The organism is Roseburia sp. OM03-7AC (assembly GCF_003462625.1).
GTDB lineage: Bacteria > Bacillota > Clostridia > Lachnospirales > Lachnospiraceae > Roseburia_C > Roseburia_C amylophila.
Genome location: NZ_QTZJ01000001.1, coordinates 979,569 through 997,334 on the forward strand (window position 1 = coordinate 979,569; position 17,766 = coordinate 997,334).

Annotated in this window: 17 protein-coding genes and 1 other RNA gene; all 18 read right to left on the reverse strand. The window is 40.9% G+C overall.

What is annotated here, in order from left to right:
* Positions 1–11 precede the first annotated feature (11 nt).
* Positions 12–698, reverse strand: a complete 687-nt coding sequence (locus DXB39_RS04785) for a response regulator transcription factor (RefSeq protein ID WP_022242424.1) — start codon at positions 696–698, stop codon at positions 12–14.
* Between the two features lie 68 nt (positions 699–766).
* A complete protein-coding gene (locus DXB39_RS04790) occupies positions 767–1,354 on the reverse strand; it encodes a hypothetical protein (RefSeq protein WP_117840800.1) in 588 nt (195 codons plus the stop codon).
* Between the two features lie 15 nt (positions 1,355–1,369).
* Positions 1,370–2,695 carry an enhanced serine sensitivity protein SseB gene (locus DXB39_RS04795; protein ID WP_117840799.1) on the reverse strand — a complete coding sequence of 442 codons (1,326 nt, stop codon included), beginning with the start codon at positions 2,693–2,695 and terminating at the stop codon, positions 1,370–1,372.
* Between the two features lie 111 nt (positions 2,696–2,806).
* Positions 2,807–3,325, reverse strand: a complete 519-nt coding sequence (gene nrdG, locus DXB39_RS04800) for an anaerobic ribonucleoside-triphosphate reductase activating protein (RefSeq protein WP_117698216.1) — start codon at positions 3,323–3,325, stop codon at positions 2,807–2,809.
* A gap of 18 nt (positions 3,326–3,343) precedes the next feature.
* Positions 3,344–5,506, reverse strand: a complete 2,163-nt coding sequence (nrdD, locus tag DXB39_RS04805; protein ID WP_117840798.1) for an anaerobic ribonucleoside-triphosphate reductase — start codon at positions 5,504–5,506, stop codon at positions 3,344–3,346.
* A gap of 434 nt (positions 5,507–5,940) precedes the next feature.
* Positions 5,941–7,158 (reverse strand): iron-containing alcohol dehydrogenase, encoded by a 1,218-nt coding sequence (locus DXB39_RS04810; RefSeq protein WP_117840797.1) that lies wholly within the window; start codon positions 7,156–7,158, stop codon positions 5,941–5,943.
* Between the two features lie 131 nt (positions 7,159–7,289).
* Positions 7,290–8,432 carry an LCP family protein gene (locus tag DXB39_RS04815; protein ID WP_243005987.1) on the reverse strand — a complete coding sequence of 381 codons (1,143 nt, stop codon included), beginning with the start codon at positions 8,430–8,432 and terminating at the stop codon, positions 7,290–7,292.
* Between the two features lie 164 nt (positions 8,433–8,596).
* The gene (locus tag DXB39_RS04820) at positions 8,597–9,922 is read right to left on the reverse strand and encodes an RNA polymerase sigma factor (RefSeq protein WP_117840795.1); all 1,326 of its coding nucleotides are present in this window, start codon (positions 9,920–9,922) and stop codon (positions 8,597–8,599) included.
* Between the two features lie 114 nt (positions 9,923–10,036).
* On the reverse strand, positions 10,037–10,936 hold the full coding sequence (locus DXB39_RS04825) for a CAP domain-containing protein (protein WP_117840794.1): 900 nt from the start codon (positions 10,934–10,936) through the stop codon (positions 10,037–10,039).
* Positions 10,933–11,076: a hypothetical protein gene (locus tag DXB39_RS14745; RefSeq protein ID WP_158552062.1), complete on the reverse strand. Its 144-nt coding sequence runs from the start codon at positions 11,074–11,076 to the stop codon at positions 10,933–10,935. Before DXB39_RS14745 ends, DXB39_RS04825 begins: the two co-directional genes overlap by 4 nt.
* A 109-nt stretch (positions 11,077–11,185) precedes the next feature.
* Positions 11,186–11,596, reverse strand: coding sequence for an L-2-amino-thiazoline-4-carboxylic acid hydrolase (locus tag DXB39_RS04830; RefSeq protein ID WP_117840793.1), 411 nt, complete (start codon positions 11,594–11,596; stop codon positions 11,186–11,188).
* Between the two features lie 222 nt (positions 11,597–11,818).
* Positions 11,819–12,343 (reverse strand): flavodoxin family protein, encoded by a 525-nt coding sequence (locus DXB39_RS04835; RefSeq protein ID WP_117840792.1) that lies wholly within the window; start codon positions 12,341–12,343, stop codon positions 11,819–11,821.
* Positions 12,344–12,483: 140 nt separating this feature from the next.
* The gene (locus DXB39_RS04840; protein ID WP_117840791.1) at positions 12,484–13,230 is read right to left on the reverse strand and encodes an alpha/beta hydrolase; all 747 of its coding nucleotides are present in this window, start codon (positions 13,228–13,230) and stop codon (positions 12,484–12,486) included.
* A 127-nt stretch (positions 13,231–13,357) separates the two neighbouring features.
* Positions 13,358–13,960: a Type 1 glutamine amidotransferase-like domain-containing protein gene (locus DXB39_RS04845; protein WP_055271744.1), complete on the reverse strand. Its 603-nt coding sequence runs from the start codon at positions 13,958–13,960 to the stop codon at positions 13,358–13,360.
* Positions 13,961–14,144: 184 nt separating this feature from the next.
* Positions 14,145–14,488, reverse strand: a transfer-messenger RNA (tmRNA) gene (gene ssrA, locus DXB39_RS04850).
* A gap of 102 nt (positions 14,489–14,590) precedes the next feature.
* Positions 14,591–15,058: an SsrA-binding protein SmpB gene (gene smpB, locus DXB39_RS04855; RefSeq protein WP_022242388.1), complete on the reverse strand. Its 468-nt coding sequence runs from the start codon at positions 15,056–15,058 to the stop codon at positions 14,591–14,593.
* Positions 15,039–17,204, reverse strand: a complete 2,166-nt coding sequence (gene rnr / locus DXB39_RS04860; protein ID WP_117840789.1) for a ribonuclease R — start codon at positions 17,202–17,204, stop codon at positions 15,039–15,041. The genes smpB and rnr overlap by 20 nt, the downstream gene beginning before the upstream one ends.
* 211 nt (positions 17,205–17,415) lie before the next feature.
* Positions 17,416–17,655: a preprotein translocase subunit SecG gene (secG, locus tag DXB39_RS04865; RefSeq protein ID WP_117696942.1), complete on the reverse strand. Its 240-nt coding sequence runs from the start codon at positions 17,653–17,655 to the stop codon at positions 17,416–17,418.
* Positions 17,656–17,766: the final 111 nt, after the last annotated feature.

The window sequence follows — 17,766 nt, forward strand, 5'->3', positions numbered from 1 at the left end:
CTTATCACATTCTATTGCGGTGCATCAATGTCCAGCTTATAGCCCATACCCCAGATTGTCTTGATATAATCCCCTTTTTCGCCCATCTTGCTGCGCAGCTTTTTCACATGGGTATCGATGGTTCTGGCATCACCGAAATAATCATAATTCCATACATGATTCAGAATTTTCTCACGGGATAAAGCAATTCCCTTATTCTCCATGAAATATGCCAGAAGCTCAAATTCTTTATAGCTCAAATCAATGTTTTTGCCGTCAATTGTTACCATGTGGGCAGCCTTGTCCATTACAATGCCACCTACTTCCAGCACATCATCTTCTGTATAATTGCCGGTTCTCCGCAAAATTGCCTCTACCCTTGCCACCAGGATCTTCGGGCTGAATGGTTTACTGATATATTCATCCACACCAAGTTCAAATCCTAAAAGTTCATCACTTTCTTCACTCTTGGCTGTCAGCATGATAATCGGTGTCTTGGAACTTTCCCTGATTTCCCGGCATACATCCCAGCCGTTCATCTTCGGCATCATAACATCCAGAATGATCAATGCAATATCTTTATTTTTATAAAATACGTCTAAGGCTTCTTCTCCGTCTCCTGCCTCTAACACTTCAAAGTTCTGTTTTACCAGGAAATCCCTCACCAGCTTACGCATACGGCTTTCATCGTCTACCACCAGAATTTTACGTTTTTCCATATTTGCTTCCCTCTTCTTTTTTCTATAGTTTAACGGATAAATATGTCAAATTTGTGTTCTTCTGCGATTTAATTCTGCTTTTCCAAAGCATCCAGTGCCGCTTCTCTTTCATCCAGTTCCTGTTCCCACTCTTCATATTTATTAATGATTTTCGTCTCATAATTTAAGATTGTGGTACTGCCACTGGTAAGGCTGATGGCAAACATGGCAATAACAATGATAATCAGCACAATATTCACAGAAAGTAAGATGCGGCAGCGCTTCTGTAATTTCGTTTCCTGTTGTTCCTCTGAATTTTTATCAGTATTTTCATTCTGGTGCTCACCAGATTTTTCTTTGCCAGCTACATGGTCAAGGTCTAAGCCCATATCTTTCACCGGAATACCTGGTATTTCGGATGCATCCACCCCGGGCAGTCCTTTCAGATAATCCTGCAGTTCTTTTAGATAGGCATATCCTATCGGTGTATGGAACAATTCCTGAGCCATGATTCTCTGGTAGATTTCCTGTACCATCTGTGGATTATCCATGTTCATATTATCATGTATGTACTGGATTCCTTCCACTTCCTTTTTTGCCAATTTTGCCTGTTCTTCATTTTCAAATACGAATCCACTTACTTCCCAGACTTTGCCATCTAATTCTTTTTGTTCCATATTTCCTCCTGCAATTTACAATCCCAGAAAAGTCTTTTTATAAAATGGTGCAACCTCACCAATCAGCTCCATTGCCTTTTCGTCTGCTTCATGCATATCAAGACGCATATAGCCAAGGGACGGCTTTACAGCTTCAGCAATTCCTTCAAAGACGCTCTTTCTCTCACCCTTAAACTCTACAACCAGCAAATAACTAATGTCATCCTTACGTTCAATCTTCGTTACCAGATATGCTTTCTTAATATTCTTCTGTTTCTTCATATATTCACTGAGTATCTGTTTCAGTTCATCCGCCTCCGCAATTGGCTCACCAACAAATACACCCGTTTTCTTTTCAACAAGATTGCCAGATGCCATCTCAGCTTCCTGCCTCTTATATCGTTTGAAATAACCTATAATAATTTTCTTCCGGTTCTCTTCTACCCGAAGTTCCATACTGCCCGGATTGATTACAAAATCTCGCTCTCCTGCAATCTTCATCAGCTGGTCAAAACTGACTTTCTGTCCCTTCCATTCCTTTACATTATAAATCTTCTGGAAACTCTGCCAGTCTGTATACACCGGCATCCACTGTGCTCCATTGCTATCCTGTAACAATGCAAACTGAAGGGCTGTTCCCTTTTTTCCGTCTGCATCCTTTTCTTCCTTCGGGTCCTCTACCACTTTTACCGGACATAAGAATTCCCCGCGGACTACCTCTTTTAACATACGGTCACATAAGAACTGCTCCGCACGTTTCCACTGTTCATCTTTCTTTTCTTCAAATAAAATCTGTCTGTGTCTTGCCATTGCAAGAATCAGAGCCGGATTTACAACCGGAATCTGTGCTTTGGAAAGCTCGGAAAAATCCGGTGGTGGAAGCAAATCATCTCTTTTTAATCTGCAGGAATAGCTTCCCACATCCAGTATCAGATCTTCCATACCCCACCAGTGGAGGTTTGCCCAGAAGAACATCTGCTTGTCTCCTCTGATTCCTTTTAATTCCAGTTCTACATTCTGCTCTTTATAATGTTCTATTGCCTTTTGGGCAAATTCTTTCGTTGAAAAGATTAATACACTTCCGTCCCCCATAACACGCGGGTAACCGGTATGCTTGTCCCATGCGCAGTAAAGCTCTTTGCATCCCTTTATTTTATCTGCCAGAATCTCGTTAAACACTTCTATCTTCTTTAAAAAGTTATCTGCCACAAAGGTTTTCTTCTTATGATGTACTTCTGCAGAACGAATCAGAAATTCCAGCTCCTCTAAAGTAAGCTTTGCAAGCTCCTGTTCATCCGGCATTTCATAATTCAAAAGATGGGTCTCTAATAATTCTTCTTTACGCTCTTTACTAATTTCCATGTTCTTCTCCTATATCTTTCCTTAAAACAATCACGTTATTTCTATTTTAATATAAAAATGCCATAAAGTAAAATAGAATCCTTCCGGATTCTACTTTATCTTTCACGCAGTTTACATCAGTTCTTCAATGACTCCTGTTTCATTGTATTTTCTGCAGTCAATGACACGCTGATTGGAAGAACCTTTGAATTTTAATGTAATATCATATAGCTCTGCCACATAAGGGCCATCCACCAGCACATCGATTAAGGATAATAATTCTTTCGTATCCTCGGTATATCTTCTTCCCTCCGGTACCAAATCCTTATCCAGTACATATCCGGTATATGCCCATATGTCTTTTTCCGGATGTTCCGTCCGCACCCGCTTGATAAATGGAAGCAGTGCATGCTGGTTTTCCGGTTCAAAAGGGTCTCCTCCCAAAAGAGTCAGTCCCTTGATATAGGGAGATTCCAAAGATGCAAGAATTTCATCTTCTACTTCTTTTGTAAATTCCTCTCCATTTTTAAAGTCCCATGTTTCCGGCTGAAAACACTCTTTACAGTGGTTCCGGCAGCCGGATACAAACAGCACCGTTCTTACACCGGTGCCGTTCGCAATATCATTATATTTAATCGCTGAATAATGCATTTTCTTTTCACTTTCTTTTTATAAGTGAAGTACACGCTCCTTGATTTCCTGGGTTCTTCCCTGATTCCAGAACTGGGAACCAATATAACCACAGGTACGTCTTGCCACGTTCATCTTATCCTGGTCACGGTTGTGGCAATGCGGGCACTCCCATACTAATTTTCCATCATCATCTTTTACAATCTGAATTTCACCATCATAGCCGCATACCTGGCAGTAATCGCTCTTGGTATTTAACTCTGCATACATGATATTCTCATAGATGAATTTCATTACAGATAAAACAGCATCCAGATTATCCTGCATGTTCGGAACTTCCACATAGCTGATTGCTCCACCCGGTGAAAGTGCCTGGAACTGGGATTCGAATTTCAGCTTGGTAAATGCATCAATGTTTTCGGTTACATGCACATGATAACTGTTGGTAATGTAATTCTTATCGGTAACGCCCGGAATAACTCCGAATCGTTTCTGTAAACATTTTGCAAATTTATAAGTGGTAGACTCAAGCGGTGTTCCATATACGGAGAAATCAATATTTTCTTTCTCTTTCCACTCCTTGCAGGCATCATTTAACCGCTGCATTACCTTTAAGGCAAATGGTGTAGCTGCCGGGTCGGTATGTGGTTTTCCAGTCATATATCTGGTACATTCGCAAAGTCCTGCATAGCCCAGTGAAATAGTAGAATATCCACCATATAAAAGCTTGTCTATGGTCTCGCCCTTTTTCAGACGGGCAAGTGCTCCGTACTGCCAGAGAATCGGTGCCACATCAGAAGGTGTTCCCTTCAGGCGGTTATGACGCGCCATCAATGCACGGTAGCAAAGGTCCAAACGCTCATCAAATAGCTTCCAGAATTTTTCAAAATCTCCGCCGGAAGAGCACGCCAGATCTACCAGATTCAAGGTTACCACGCCTTGATTGAAACGACCGTAGAACTTTGGCTTGCCATCTTCATCATGATATACGGTAAGGAAGGAACGGCAGCCCATACAGGTATAGCAGTTGCCATCTTTTAATTCCTTCATTTTCTTCTCAGAAATATAATCCGGAACCATACGCTTTGCAGTACATTTTGCTGCTTTCTTGGTCAGATAATAGTATTCCGAATCCTCATGGATATTATCCTCTTCCAATACATAAATCAACTTTGGGAATGCCGGTGTAATCCATACGCCATCCTCATTCTTAACACCCTGATAACGCTGGTCTAACACTTCCTCTATAATCATGGCAAGGTCTTTTTTCTCCTGCTCATTCTTTGCTTCGTTCAGATACATGAACACGGTTACGAATGGGGACTGTCCGTTGGTAGTCATCAGGGTTACTACCTGATACTGGATAACCTGTACGCCCCGCTCGATTTCCGCATGAAGTCTTCTTTCCACAATGCTGTTAATCTTCTCTTCGCTCAGCTCCACACCGCTCTCTTTTAATGTCTGCAGCAGCTCTGCATGAATTTTCTCACGGCTGATCTGGACAAATGGTACTAAATGTGCCAGTGAAATACTCTGTCCGCCATACTGGGAGCTTGCCACCTGAGCAATAATCTGGGTTGCAATATTACATGCTGTAGAGAAAGAATGTGGCTTGTCAATTCTGGTTCCGCTGATAACGGTTCCGTTCTGTAACATATCCTCTAAATTTACCAGATCACAGTTATGCATATGCTGTGCAAAATAATCTGCATCATGGAAATGGATAATTCCCTGTTCATGTGCCTCTACAATATCCTCCGGGAGAAGGAATCTTCTGGTAATATCCTTACTCACCTCACCAGCCATATAGTCACGCTGCACGCTGTTTACGGTTGAATCCTTATTGGAATTCTCCTGTTTTACTTCTTCATTATTACATTCAATCAGACTTAAAATCTGTTCATCCGTAGAGTTGGATTTACGTACCAGGGCACGTTTATAGCGGTAAGTAATGTATTTCCGGGCAACAGAAAAAGCCCTCTTGTCCATTAACTGATCCTCCACTAAGTCCTGAATATCTTCTACATTCAGGGCATGGTTGGCATCCTTACAGGAATCCTCTATATATTGTGCAATCTCCTTAATCTGGTCTGCAGTCAATCGTTCCGCTTCCACCACCTCATGGTTCGCTTTATTGATTGCAATAATAATTTTTGAAATGTCAAAAACAGCCTCTGCGCCGCTTCTTTTAATGATTTTCATTGAAATCCTCTCCCATAAAAAAATAGTCTATTCGCATAAAATCGGCACAAAACTGTACTAGATTTTGTGTCGAATCTCTTCAACGCATATACAGTATACCATATCTTGTGTTTTACGCAAGGGAAATATACAAGATTCATGAATTTTTTTCAGAAAAATTTTTTTAGAATTTAACGCTTTTTTCATAATCTGGACAATTATTTTTCACAAAATCCGGGTATACTACAAATATCAATAGAGAACAGGTTCATCCCCCAATGTCTTGTCTCTCTATTTGATAAAACTTTTTTCATAAATTTTCATAACTCCCCTTTGTACCCCCGCAGTGCTGTGGGGGTATTACCTTTGTAAAACCATTTTTCAGACTGTAAAAACCCCGTCTCAAATATCAATGCGATATCGAAACGGGGCTTACTTCATTTTTAATCTATTTTTTAGAAATCTACTTCTGTGTCATAGTAACAGCATTTCAGCAGTTTTTCCATTTCTTCCTGACTTGGCTGTCTTGGGTTGGAGCCGGTGCAGGCATCCAAAATTGCATTGGCTGCAATCTCAGGCAGTCTCTCTAAGAATACTTCTTCCGGTACAAAGCCCTGCTCAGCCGGATAGCTGTCCGGTCCGTAGTTCTTAATACAGTGCGGAATATTCAAGTCATCATTCATCTTACGCAGGTACTGGATTAAAAGTGCGACTTTCTCGTCCAGTGTCTCTCCGCCAAGCTTCATAAAGTCTGCAATCACGCCATAACGTTTCTTTGCAGTCTCATCCTTTGCATTAAATGCAATAACCTTCGGCAGATACATGGCATTAGCTGCGCCATGAATAATATGTGCACCGTAGTCGGCAAATGCGGCACCGGTCTTATGTGCCATAGAATGTACGATTCCAAGCAGTGCATTGGAAAATGCCATTCCAGCCAGACACTGGGCATTGTGCATGGCATCACGTTTTGCCATATCTCCGTTATAGGAATCAATCAGATCATGCTGAATCATTTCGATAGCATGGAGTGCCAGCGGGTCTGTATAATCACTGTTGGCAGTTGAAACATATGCTTCAATTGCATGCGTCATCGCATCCATTCCGGTATGGGCTACCAGCTTCTGCGGCATGGTCTCTGCCAGTTCCGGGTCAACGATTGCTACGTCCGGTGTGATTTCAAAATCCGCAATCGGATATTTGATTCCCTTCTCATAATCCGTTATGATGGAAAATGCAGTTACTTCTGTTGCTGTTCCTGAGGTAGAAGAAATTGCACAGAAATGTGCTTTCTTTCTTAATTTCGGAATTCCAAATACCTTACACATATCTTCAAAGGTAATATCCGGATATTCATATTTAATCCACATTGCTTTCGCAGCATCAATTGGAGAACCACCACCGATTGCTACAATCCAGTCCGGCTGAAACTTCTCCATAGCGGCTGCACCCTTCATCACGGTCTCAACAGATGGATCCGGTTCAATTCCTTCAAACAGTTCCACTTCCATACCTGCTTCTTTCAGATATGCCTCTGCTTTATCCAGGAAACCAAACCGTTTCATGGAGCCTCCACCAACACAGATCATTGCGCGCTTTCCTTCGAAGTTCTTCAGTGCCTCCAATGCACCTTTGCCGTGGTATAAATCTCTTGGTAATGTAAATCTCTGCATTCGTAATACCTCCTTGATAATCATTGTATATTTACTGATATATTTTTATCATAACACAATAATATACAAAAGGTAACTGGATTTTTCTTATTTTTTGTGAAATTTTTATAAAATTTGGTTATATTTTCCTCTTACTTTGTTGTTTCAGCAGCAGCCGCATCCTGCACCAGCGGATTCGTATCCCGGGTAGTATCTGCCGCCGTCTTTCCTGTCCTGTTGCTTACTGCCTTGCTGATTTCTTTCACCTTATCTGTCGTTTCATAATCCTCTACATCAAATAAATAGCGGTGCAGCAAATCTACATTAGTCTCCAAATCCGTTGGTACAACTACTGCTCCGATGGATTTTTCCATCATCTTGGTGTCTAACTGGAATGGCCAGCCCTGGGTATCTGCAAGCTCATACTCTTTGACATGGGCTGCAAGTCCCAATATCTCTGTGGTAGAAAGGCTGGTAGAAATGTCCGGAAACAGCTTGTCTACCAAATCATTTAAAGTAAGGATGTCTGCCTGCTTTGCTTTTTCTACAATCTTTCCTACTACAATACGCTGGCGCTCGGTCCGACGGAAATCGTCTCCGCCGCTCATTCGGTCGCGGCAATAGGCAAGTGCCTGTATTCCATTGACCTGCTGCACGCCCGGTCCGGAAACCGGCTTGCCATGGGTTCCCATGACTTCATTCATTTCATCAATCCAGATATGCATATTGCTGGCTTCTTCCTTGGTAATATCCAACTCTATTCCACCTAATGCATCCACAACTTCCATTACCGCATTGAAGTCTACGGATACATATTCGGTAATATTCAAATCCAGATTCTTATTTAACGCCGCTACTGCACCGGTCGGTCCTCCCTTGGCATAAGCTGCATTCAGTTTCCGCAGGCTGTCTTTATCATCTACTGCCAGAAAGGAATCCCGGTATACGGATACAAGCTTCACTTCCTTGGTATCATCATTGATACTGGCAATCATGATACAGTCGCTGTTTCCACTTTCATAATTTCCACTGCTCCGGTTGTCAATTCCAAAGATAGCTATATTGGTATAATTATCTAACACTTCCTGGGTCTCGCTGTCTATATTAATATTCAGCTTCTTCGCGTCTAAGGAACCGGTATTATTGATTTTATTCAGCTTACTCATTACATAAAATACTACCAGCAAAATGAGTATCACTAATACTTCTACAATAAAAAGTATCAGTTTTCTCTTTCTTCTCTGCCTTTTTCCAACCTTCTTTTTCGGACCTGTCTTCGCCTTCTGCTTTTCCATGCCCATAGTTCCTCCTTACTTTGATATACTTATACTCCTTAATCCGGACTGTTTTTCCACAGTCCATTAATTCAAATATATCTTACTGGAATTGGTTGGTCAATGTCTCACAGACAACCTTAAGAATCGGTTCCATAAATTTAACGAAATCTTAAGTTTTCGTATTAATCGAAGGCAGAACTCTTTCCATTATACCAATGATCCCACATTGCATCATTTACCACAACATACTGTCCGTTATAAATTGCAATGGCATGGGTACCGCCATCCAGTGTACAGCCAATAATAAGAAGCTCATCCTCATAGCCATCTACATCATAGGTAACTTCTTTGATAATCTGTGTCATATCCCAGTCTGCATAAATCGTTCCCCTGACACCGTCAATCCAGCAGGTTGCCTTTACCGGCTCGTCCCAGAATTCAAAATAGTCTTTATCATTACGCACGGAACTTGGAAGCACAGATTCCGGAATATCAGCATATTTTTCACTTCCATTTTCATCCTCTGGTGCATCCGTTGTCTCTGTATCCTCAACCACGCCATCTATTGGCTGGTCTGCATTTACCGGAACTTCTTCTACTGCCGGAACATTTTCCTGTACGGTCGTATTTTTATCATTTGATTTATTGTAGCTGATGACACCAACTGTCACTGCACTTGCTATAGATGCCGTTGCCACGATTCCAATTACCGCTTTTCCAGCTGCAGTTGACAAAAATGATATCTTTCTTGCTGTGCCTGCGGCTTTTACCGCTGTTGAGGCTGCAGTTTTTCCTGCACCATATGTACTCTTTGCTATACTTTTTCTACATTCACTTAATAAAAGCTGGGTGGATGGCTCTGCCGCAGATACAACCATTTCCTTTTTCAACAGATACAGCAGTAACGGCATTGGTGCAACACTGTAAAGCTTGTATCCCCTCTTCTGCAGTTCCTCTGCCTTTGTCTTGATATTATTCCTGCCATAACGCAGTCTTGATTTCACTGTAGCTTCCGGGCAGCCCAGCTGTTCTGCAATTTCTTTTGTGGTAAGTCCCTCTAATTCAAAGGCAATTACCACCAGACGCTGCTCGTCAGACAATGCATCGATCAGCTCATGCACCAGCTGTCTGGTCTCTTCTTTCGTATATTCTAATTCCGGCTCATTTTCCCAGACGCTTACTGCCTGATCCATGATTTCTGCATCTTCTTCCTCACCACTTTCCATGCGTAAATCTAGCGGTGTATGATTGCGTTTTTCCAGTTCATTTTTTGCTGTATTTACCACAATCTGTGCTAACCAGAAATCAAACTTTTCCGGTTCTTTTAGTTTATCCAGATTTTTCCACGCTCGTATGTATGCTTCCTGCAAAACATCTTTTGCTGCCTCTTCATCTTTCACATATTTTAAAGCCAGATAATATTTATTATTTTTTGTTGTATCATAAAGAAATTCAAATCCCGTCGAATCTCCATTACATGCTTTTTCAACTGCCTGTGTATATATCATTTTCTTTTCCTTCTTTCTTCCTTATTTCTCATGTGTTTTTCCTATAACGCCTGATTTCTTAAAATTTTAACAGAAACAGCTCTTCCACCGCAAGCACATTTCCATCTTCTTTTCTCACCAGTCACGACTGTCAATATACTCATTTAAAGCTGCTTCTGCCTCCGGTCCATAGGCATTGCAGGATAACGTTCCACCACTGTTTTCACTTTCTTCCAGTGCAAAATTTTCCACTGCATACCAGACACCCTGATATACATATATGGCACAGGCACCTTTTACATAGGAAGATAACATATAGTTATTGTGATGACCGGTTGAGTAAAACCACTGCATGTGGATTCTATATGCGCTTCCCGCAGAATTTAATGCTATGTTTTCTCCATAATTGCCACAGCCATTATGGGAAAAATCTGATACAATTGCTTGTGCTCTCTGACATGCAAAATTGTATATGTCCTCATCCCAGGTAAGTGCATTGAGGCCTGCTGCTGTTCTCTCTGCATTCACATAAGACCACACCTCTTCGGCCGCACTTCTGTCAAAACCATCCGGATGAACCTCCGGCATATCAATCCATGTTCCTTCATTGACATCATATATCATTCCGTCATGTGGCGGCTTATTTGAATCGGTTGTATCTGCTACTGTTGTATTCTTTTTCTTACCGCTTTTATTTTTATCTGACTGTTCTGTCTCCCCAGTCTTTCCTTGCTCTGTTCCTGTCTCATTTTCTCCCTCTGTGTTTTCTTCCGCTGTATCTTCTTCTACCCCAAGTTCCGGTTCTAAATTTTCAGTTTCTTCTGTCTTCTGCGCCAATCTGACTGTTTCAATAGCTGTTTCTGCAGCATTTTCTACTATAACTTTTACCCTCTTCTGTGGTGTTTTCTCTGCTACTTTTTCTTTTTCCGTAGTCGGACTTCCCTTTGCTTCTGTCACATTACTACATCCTGTTAATGTGAGCGTTGCTGCCATCAAGACAGCAAGTGCAATATATCCAGGTTTTCTCATTTTCATCCTAATCTTTCACCTTCCTTTTTGTGATTTGTTCTGTTCATAATCTGTTTGCGAACCGAGCAATCCGTATCCTCGTTCATTTCAAAATTCTGCATGTCCTTATGCATCAGCAGCACAAACCATTTTATTATGTTTTTCATCTGTCCTTCCTCCCTTCTATTAAGTAAGACAGGAGGGATTGGAAAAAAGATTTAAATTTTCAAAAAAAATAAGAGCAGTCTGTGAAACCACTCTCATTTCTATAACATTTTATTTTGCACTTCTTTTCGTATAACCGCAGTCGCAATACGGTCCACCCGAAGCGATTGTATATTCCCTGGCAAAATTACTGACACAATCTGCTTCACTCATTGTATAGTCAAGGCGGCACATTGCAGGTATCAGCTTAGTCAGTCCCAGTTCATTCATCAGTGTGCAGATTCCACAAGTTGTAAATCTCGCTTCGTATCCGCTGCCATCCTCATACTCATAAAATTCCATATTCCAGGAATAAGGATTTCTGTCACCTGCTTTGAATTTTGCAATCTCTTTCTTTGCTTCGATATCTGATTCTGAGAATTTTTTCTTTCCACCTGTCCGGCAAAACCACTGCATAAATCCCGTCATCATGGATTGCTTGTAATATTCCGTTGCAGATTCAACCTCCGGCAGTTCCGGCATACTTCATATTAATTCGCCCTCCACTTTTCCAGCACCGATGATGATTTCTCACAATCCGGATATTGCGAATACGCTTTCGTATTCTGCAAATATTTCTACTTGTACATTTGTCGAATATACCGACAGAATTCTCATCTAATATTAGCTTTCCTTAACACATTATAAATTAACACTTCTCAGCACAAATTCTCTATCTCTGCAAATCCGAATCTGGAACGTGCTTTATAAATTTTTTCCGATCCCCTCAAGTTCGTTCATGGAATCCTTGTTTTTTTCAAGTTCATCTCTGGCTGTTGCGTAATATGATTTTTTGAAAAGCATATCCCATGAAAGATATTTTGCCATACAGTCAAACTGCTTATCAATCAGCTCATACTGGATACTGTCTACGGGAGAACCGCCTACAATAATCGTGCCAACTTTTTTATTTTTTAACTGCAATCCACGACAGTAGCACTTATCAATGATAAGTTTCAATTGTGCTGACATTCCCCACCAATAAACTGGTGTAGCAAAAAGAATCATATCTGCGGCAGCAATTTTATCAATTGTAGGATTTGTATCATCCTTATCGACGCATCCCTTAGAGCATTGACAGACACCACATCCCTTGCATGGTGCAATGTTGAGTTTGTCAGGTTCAATGATTTCAATTTCATTCTTTTCTGATGCTCCTTTTATAAATGCATTGATTGCTGTCAGCGTGTTTCCTTTTCTGGCACTTCCATTAATGATTACAATTTTCATACGTGTATCCTCCAACTTCCAATTGTTTTAATTCTTCTCAGTTCCACCTTCTTGCCCTTCGGACAAGAAGTATCCCCCGCTCAAAGAGCTCGGTCAATTCAAATCTTCTATTGCTTTCAGCCTCTGCTGAAGACTGAAAGTTACCTTCGCTTTACTATTTCTAATAGTTTTCTCACATAATCATCTGCGTGGTTTATTGAAAACTCTCCATGATACATATTAGGAAGAACTTGTATAAAACTATCCTGCAATTTTTCATGAATGATTTTAGCAGATTTTTTCATTAATTGCTTTTCTTTTTCTCCAACATAAATTTGAACGGTTGCTTCACACTCTCCAATGCCATCTTTTAGTGAATATACTGAGTTTTCCTGTAAAAAGGCAATCATATCACTCTTTCTAATAGCACAAGTATCTTTGTAATATTCATCAAACAAATTCGACTTTATTCGTAGTGATTTGAATTGCAATTTTGAAAACCACTTATACTTTATTAAGCCATAGCAACTTCCAAACGCCGGTTTAATCATAGAATATGTAAATTTTGAAGGTATCACAAGTACACTTTCCACTATTGCATACTTACATATATCTTTGCGTTGAGATAAAATTTCAAGCAAAATCTGCCCTCCAAGCGATAGTCCTCCCATCATTAAAACAGAACCGCCCAATTTGCTATTTACAAATTCTATAATATCCAAAGCATTATTCTCTATCGTTGTAAACTGCTTATCACATCCTGCATGACCATCTAATATAGGCAAAACCACATGATAATCTATTTGAAGTCTTTCAGCAACCTCTTTGTAATTCCACCATGATAAACCGCCTCCGTGTAAGAGGATAATTACATCGCTGTTTTCTTTTCCATATTCTACATAATTCAACCTCTTTCACCTCGCTGTAAACTTCCGATTCTAATGTTTCTATTATACCATAATGATACTATTATAAAAAAGGAAAAAGAGCTCCTTCGAGCTCTTTTGAGTCAGTTCTGCAACTTGAATTTTCAAATTAGTCTTTGCAAATAACCTTTGAACCTTCACCATCAATTACAATTCCCTGACGGTTGTTAATCGGGCATAGATTCAAATCCGAAAACTCAGTCATTATTTTCTCGGTAACTTTCTTAAATGGTGCTGTAAGATAATGCGGAAGAACATAGAAATCAATCAAATCAAGCCCTGCATCATCTTCTTGTGAGTAGTCCTCTGGCTTTTCATCCATTTGCTCGATATATTGGATGCTTGGAGCGCATATAATTGCGCCTGCCGACTCGCCGATCATCAATTTTCCATTTGCCAATTCCTTTTTCAGTAGCCCATCAGTTCCCGTTTTACGGAGCTGGTCCATAAGAAAGAAAGAATTTCCGCCGGTAAAATATATCACATCTGCTTCTTCAAAAACAGACTGTATCGTTGAATAAGCCTCCGTTGAAATATCAATTTCAGTTACGATTGCTCCCAACTTTTTGAATAATTTTCGAGCCGAGCCGACATAACCGGTGTAGCCTTCACGCAGTGAAGCTGTTGGAATAAATGCGACTTTCTTATTTTCAATTTCTTCCTTTATCAGACTTCCCACACTTGAAAAGTGCGAACATAAAAATAGCTTCATCAATATTCTCCTTTATAAATTTCGATTTGTCAAATTCAAATCCGCATTATATCTTAAAAATAACGGCATTATATATCACTTTCGCAACCATACAATGCCGTTACTTTTATTTTCTTCGATACACCAAACCAAACATATTCCTGTATACGATAATATCATATACAGAGTTCGACTTGTTCAGCTTTAGTGGACTAGACGGGAGTCGAACCCGTGTCCAAAAACCAATCCCCTGTCCTTCTACGAGCGTAGTTCATAATTTGACATTCCCTCTGCAATTCCGGTATGAACACCGTAACTGTTTCAGTAGCTTCATCATACGCCCACGGGTTCAAAGCTTTGCCCGTGTCGTTTCTCACATAGTCGAAGCCTGGGTCCTAAAGTGTGAGTGCTCTAGGTCAGACTGCTGCCATTAGGCAGCGTAAGCTAATTTATTATCGTTAGCGTTTAATTTTAAGTTTGGAATTTAACGCATCACCCTGCGGCTCGCTTCTCCAGCTTCATAATCCCTGTCGAAACCTTTACTAGCCCTTATATATTTATTCTATTATAACCTGCCTCCGCTATTCCTGCAAGAGGCAAAGATAGAACCACTGTTTGTATTGCCATTAACTGACAATTTTTATCCGCCTATTAACCAAGATTTCTTACTTTGAAATCCCGCTCTGCTTCACGGCGCATATCTTTCTTTGCAATATCATTCCGCTTATCATAAAGCTTCTTACCTTTTGCAAGCGCAATCTGGACTTTTACCAGACTTCCCTTGAAATATACTTCCACCGGAACAATGGTATAACCTTTTTCCTTAATCTTCTGCTCTAATTTACGAATCTCGTTTTTGTGCATCAGAAGCTTCTTCGGACGAAGCGGATCACGGTTAAAAATGTTTCCCTTTTCATATGGGCTGATATGCATACCATATATGATGACTTCCCCATGTTCAATGTGTATGAAAGACTCCTTGATACTGCATTTTCCCATACGGAGTGATTTTACTTCTGTTCCATGCAGGCTGATTCCTGCCTCATAAAGTTCTTCCAAGAAATAATCATGTCTTGCCTTCTTATTATTGGCAATCATCTTAATCGATTCTTTTCCCATTCTTCATTTCTCCTGTTCCTGTTGCCTCTGCCAATTCAAAATCGATGGTTCTTACAATCTCATCCACACCGATTACCCGGATATATACTTTCTGTCCCAGCTTATAATGGCGGTTTGTTACTTCGCCCACCAGTTCAAAAGTGTCTTCAAAATACTGATAGTAATCATCGGTAAGACTGGTTACATGCACAAGACCCTCTACCGTATTTGGCAGCTCGACATACATGCCATAAGATGCCACACCGGAAATAACGCCTTCATAAACTTCTCCAATATGCTCTGCCATATACTGTGCTTTTTTCAGTTTCTCCGTCTCGCGCTCTGCCTCATCTGCCCGGCGTTCTGTTTCGCTGGAATGCTTGGCTACTTCCGGCAGAATCGTTTCGTAATGTGTCATCCGCTTATGATTCATCCTGCCCCGCAAGGTTTCTTTGATAATGCGGTGTATCTGCAAATCCGGATAACGACGGATTGGTGAAGTAAAATGGCAATAACAGCTTGCTGCCAGTCCGAAATGTCCGGTGTTTTCTGTGGTATATTTTGCCTGTTTCATGGAACGGAGGGTCAGCCGGCTGATTAATGCTTCCTCCGGTGTTCCTTCGATTTTTCCTAACAGCTTCTGCAATTCCTTCGGGTGAATTTCCTCCTGGCTGATATGCAGTGTATATCCGAAATTTCCAATTAACGTTGCAAGTTTTCGGATTTTTTCTTCGTCCGGTGTCTCATGGGTACGATAGAGAAATGGTATCTCCTGCCAGAAAAATTCCTGCGCCACCGTCTCATTGGCAATCAGCATGAAATCTTCAATTAATTTTGTAGCTGTATTTCTGTCGTATGGCTTGATTTCCAATGGTCTTCCATTTTTATCCAAAAGGATTTTCGTTTCCGGGAAATCAAAATCAATCGAGCCGCGTTTCATACGATTCTTACGAAGCAGTGCTGCCAGCTCTCCCATTTTTTCAAACATCGGAACCTGTTCCCGATACTCTGCAATTGTTTCTTCGTTATGGTCTTCTAAAATTTCTTTTACTGCTGTATAAGTCATTCTGCGGTCAATTTTTACCACCGACTCTACAATTTTATGGTCAATGACTTTGCCCTTGGGGTTAATGGTCATGATGCAGCTCAATGCCAGCCGGTTCTCTCCTGCATTCAGGGAACAGATTCCATTGGACAATGCATGGGGCAGCATCGGAATTACGCGGTCAACGAGATATACACTGGTTCCGCGGTTCAGTGCCTCCACATCCAGTGCGCTGTGCTCCTGCACATAGTTGGACACATCTGCAATATGCACACCCAGAATATAATTTTCTCCATCCATGGTAAGGGATACCGCATCATCCAAATCTTTGGAGTCTTCTCCGTCGATTGTCACCATCTGCCAGTCCCGCAAATCTTCCCTGCCTGCCATATCAGCCTCACTGACTTCTTTGGCTACATTTTCCACCTGTTTCATAATCTTCGGTGCAAATTCTGTCGGCAGGTCAAAACCTCTTACAATGGATAAAATATCTGTTCCCGGGTCATTGATATGACCAAGTATTTCAACAATTTTTCCTTCCGGTTTCTTACCGTTTTTACCATAATCAGTGATCTCAACGACAACTTTGTGTCCATCTACTGCTCCTTTGGAGCGTTCGATTGGAATAAAAATATCCTGCGCCAGCTTCTGGTTATCCGGCACCACAAATCCGAAGTTCTTACTGCTCTGATAAGTTCCGACAATCTGATGCAGACCTCTGGATATAATTTTTATAATTCTGCCTTCCCGGCGTTTTCCGGTCTTCTGCGGATTTACTGCAACAGATACGGTGTCCATATGCATGGCTCCGTTGGTATTCTCCTCCGGGATATAGATATCTTCCTCTTCGCCCTCTACCGTCACAAAGCCAAATCCTCTGCTGTTTCCGGTATAAACACCGGTTAAGAATCTTCCGGAAGCCTTTACATATTTGCCCTTCTGGGTCAGCTCTACCTTGCCTTCTTCCAGCAAAGCATCCAAAACCGCATGCAGCTCTTCCCGCTGCTCTTTGGATACCTGCAGAATCATTGCAATCTCTTTGGCTTTCATCGGGACATATAAGTCATCACAGATAAACTCATATACAATTTTCTTTCTTTTTTCCAGTGCTTCTCTATCCATTCTTTTCTTTCCTATTTTTTCTTGCTGCTCACATAACTTCAAGAAACTGCTTTACACTTTTCTTGCGCCTGCGGCGGTCACTTGCGGCGGTCGCCTGCGGCATCTACCTTATACACCGCAGTGTGCATCCTCGCGGAGCTTTTTTACTTTACAGGAAAGCAATTCCTGTAAAGTAAAAAAAGCTGTCGTTCACACGACAGCTCTTTGGTTCTTAGAAACTTCCAATATTCAGTACGATGGAAATTAACAGGAATAAGATTACCAGTACTCTGGTTACCTTTACCAACATTCCTTCCATAGAACGACCTTTATTCTTGCCCCAATAAGTATCAGCTGCTCCGCTGATTGCTCCAAGTCCTGCAGACTTACCTTCCTGAAGAAGAATAATTACTGTCAATGCGATAGATATAATAATAAATACAACTGTTAAAACCGTTTTTAAAACTGCCACGAATGACACCTCCTGTGGATTTATAATACTCGTAACTTTGACAGTATATCATACACAAGGACAAATTACAACCACTTATTTCGCATTTGTATTGAAATTTTTGCTGAAATC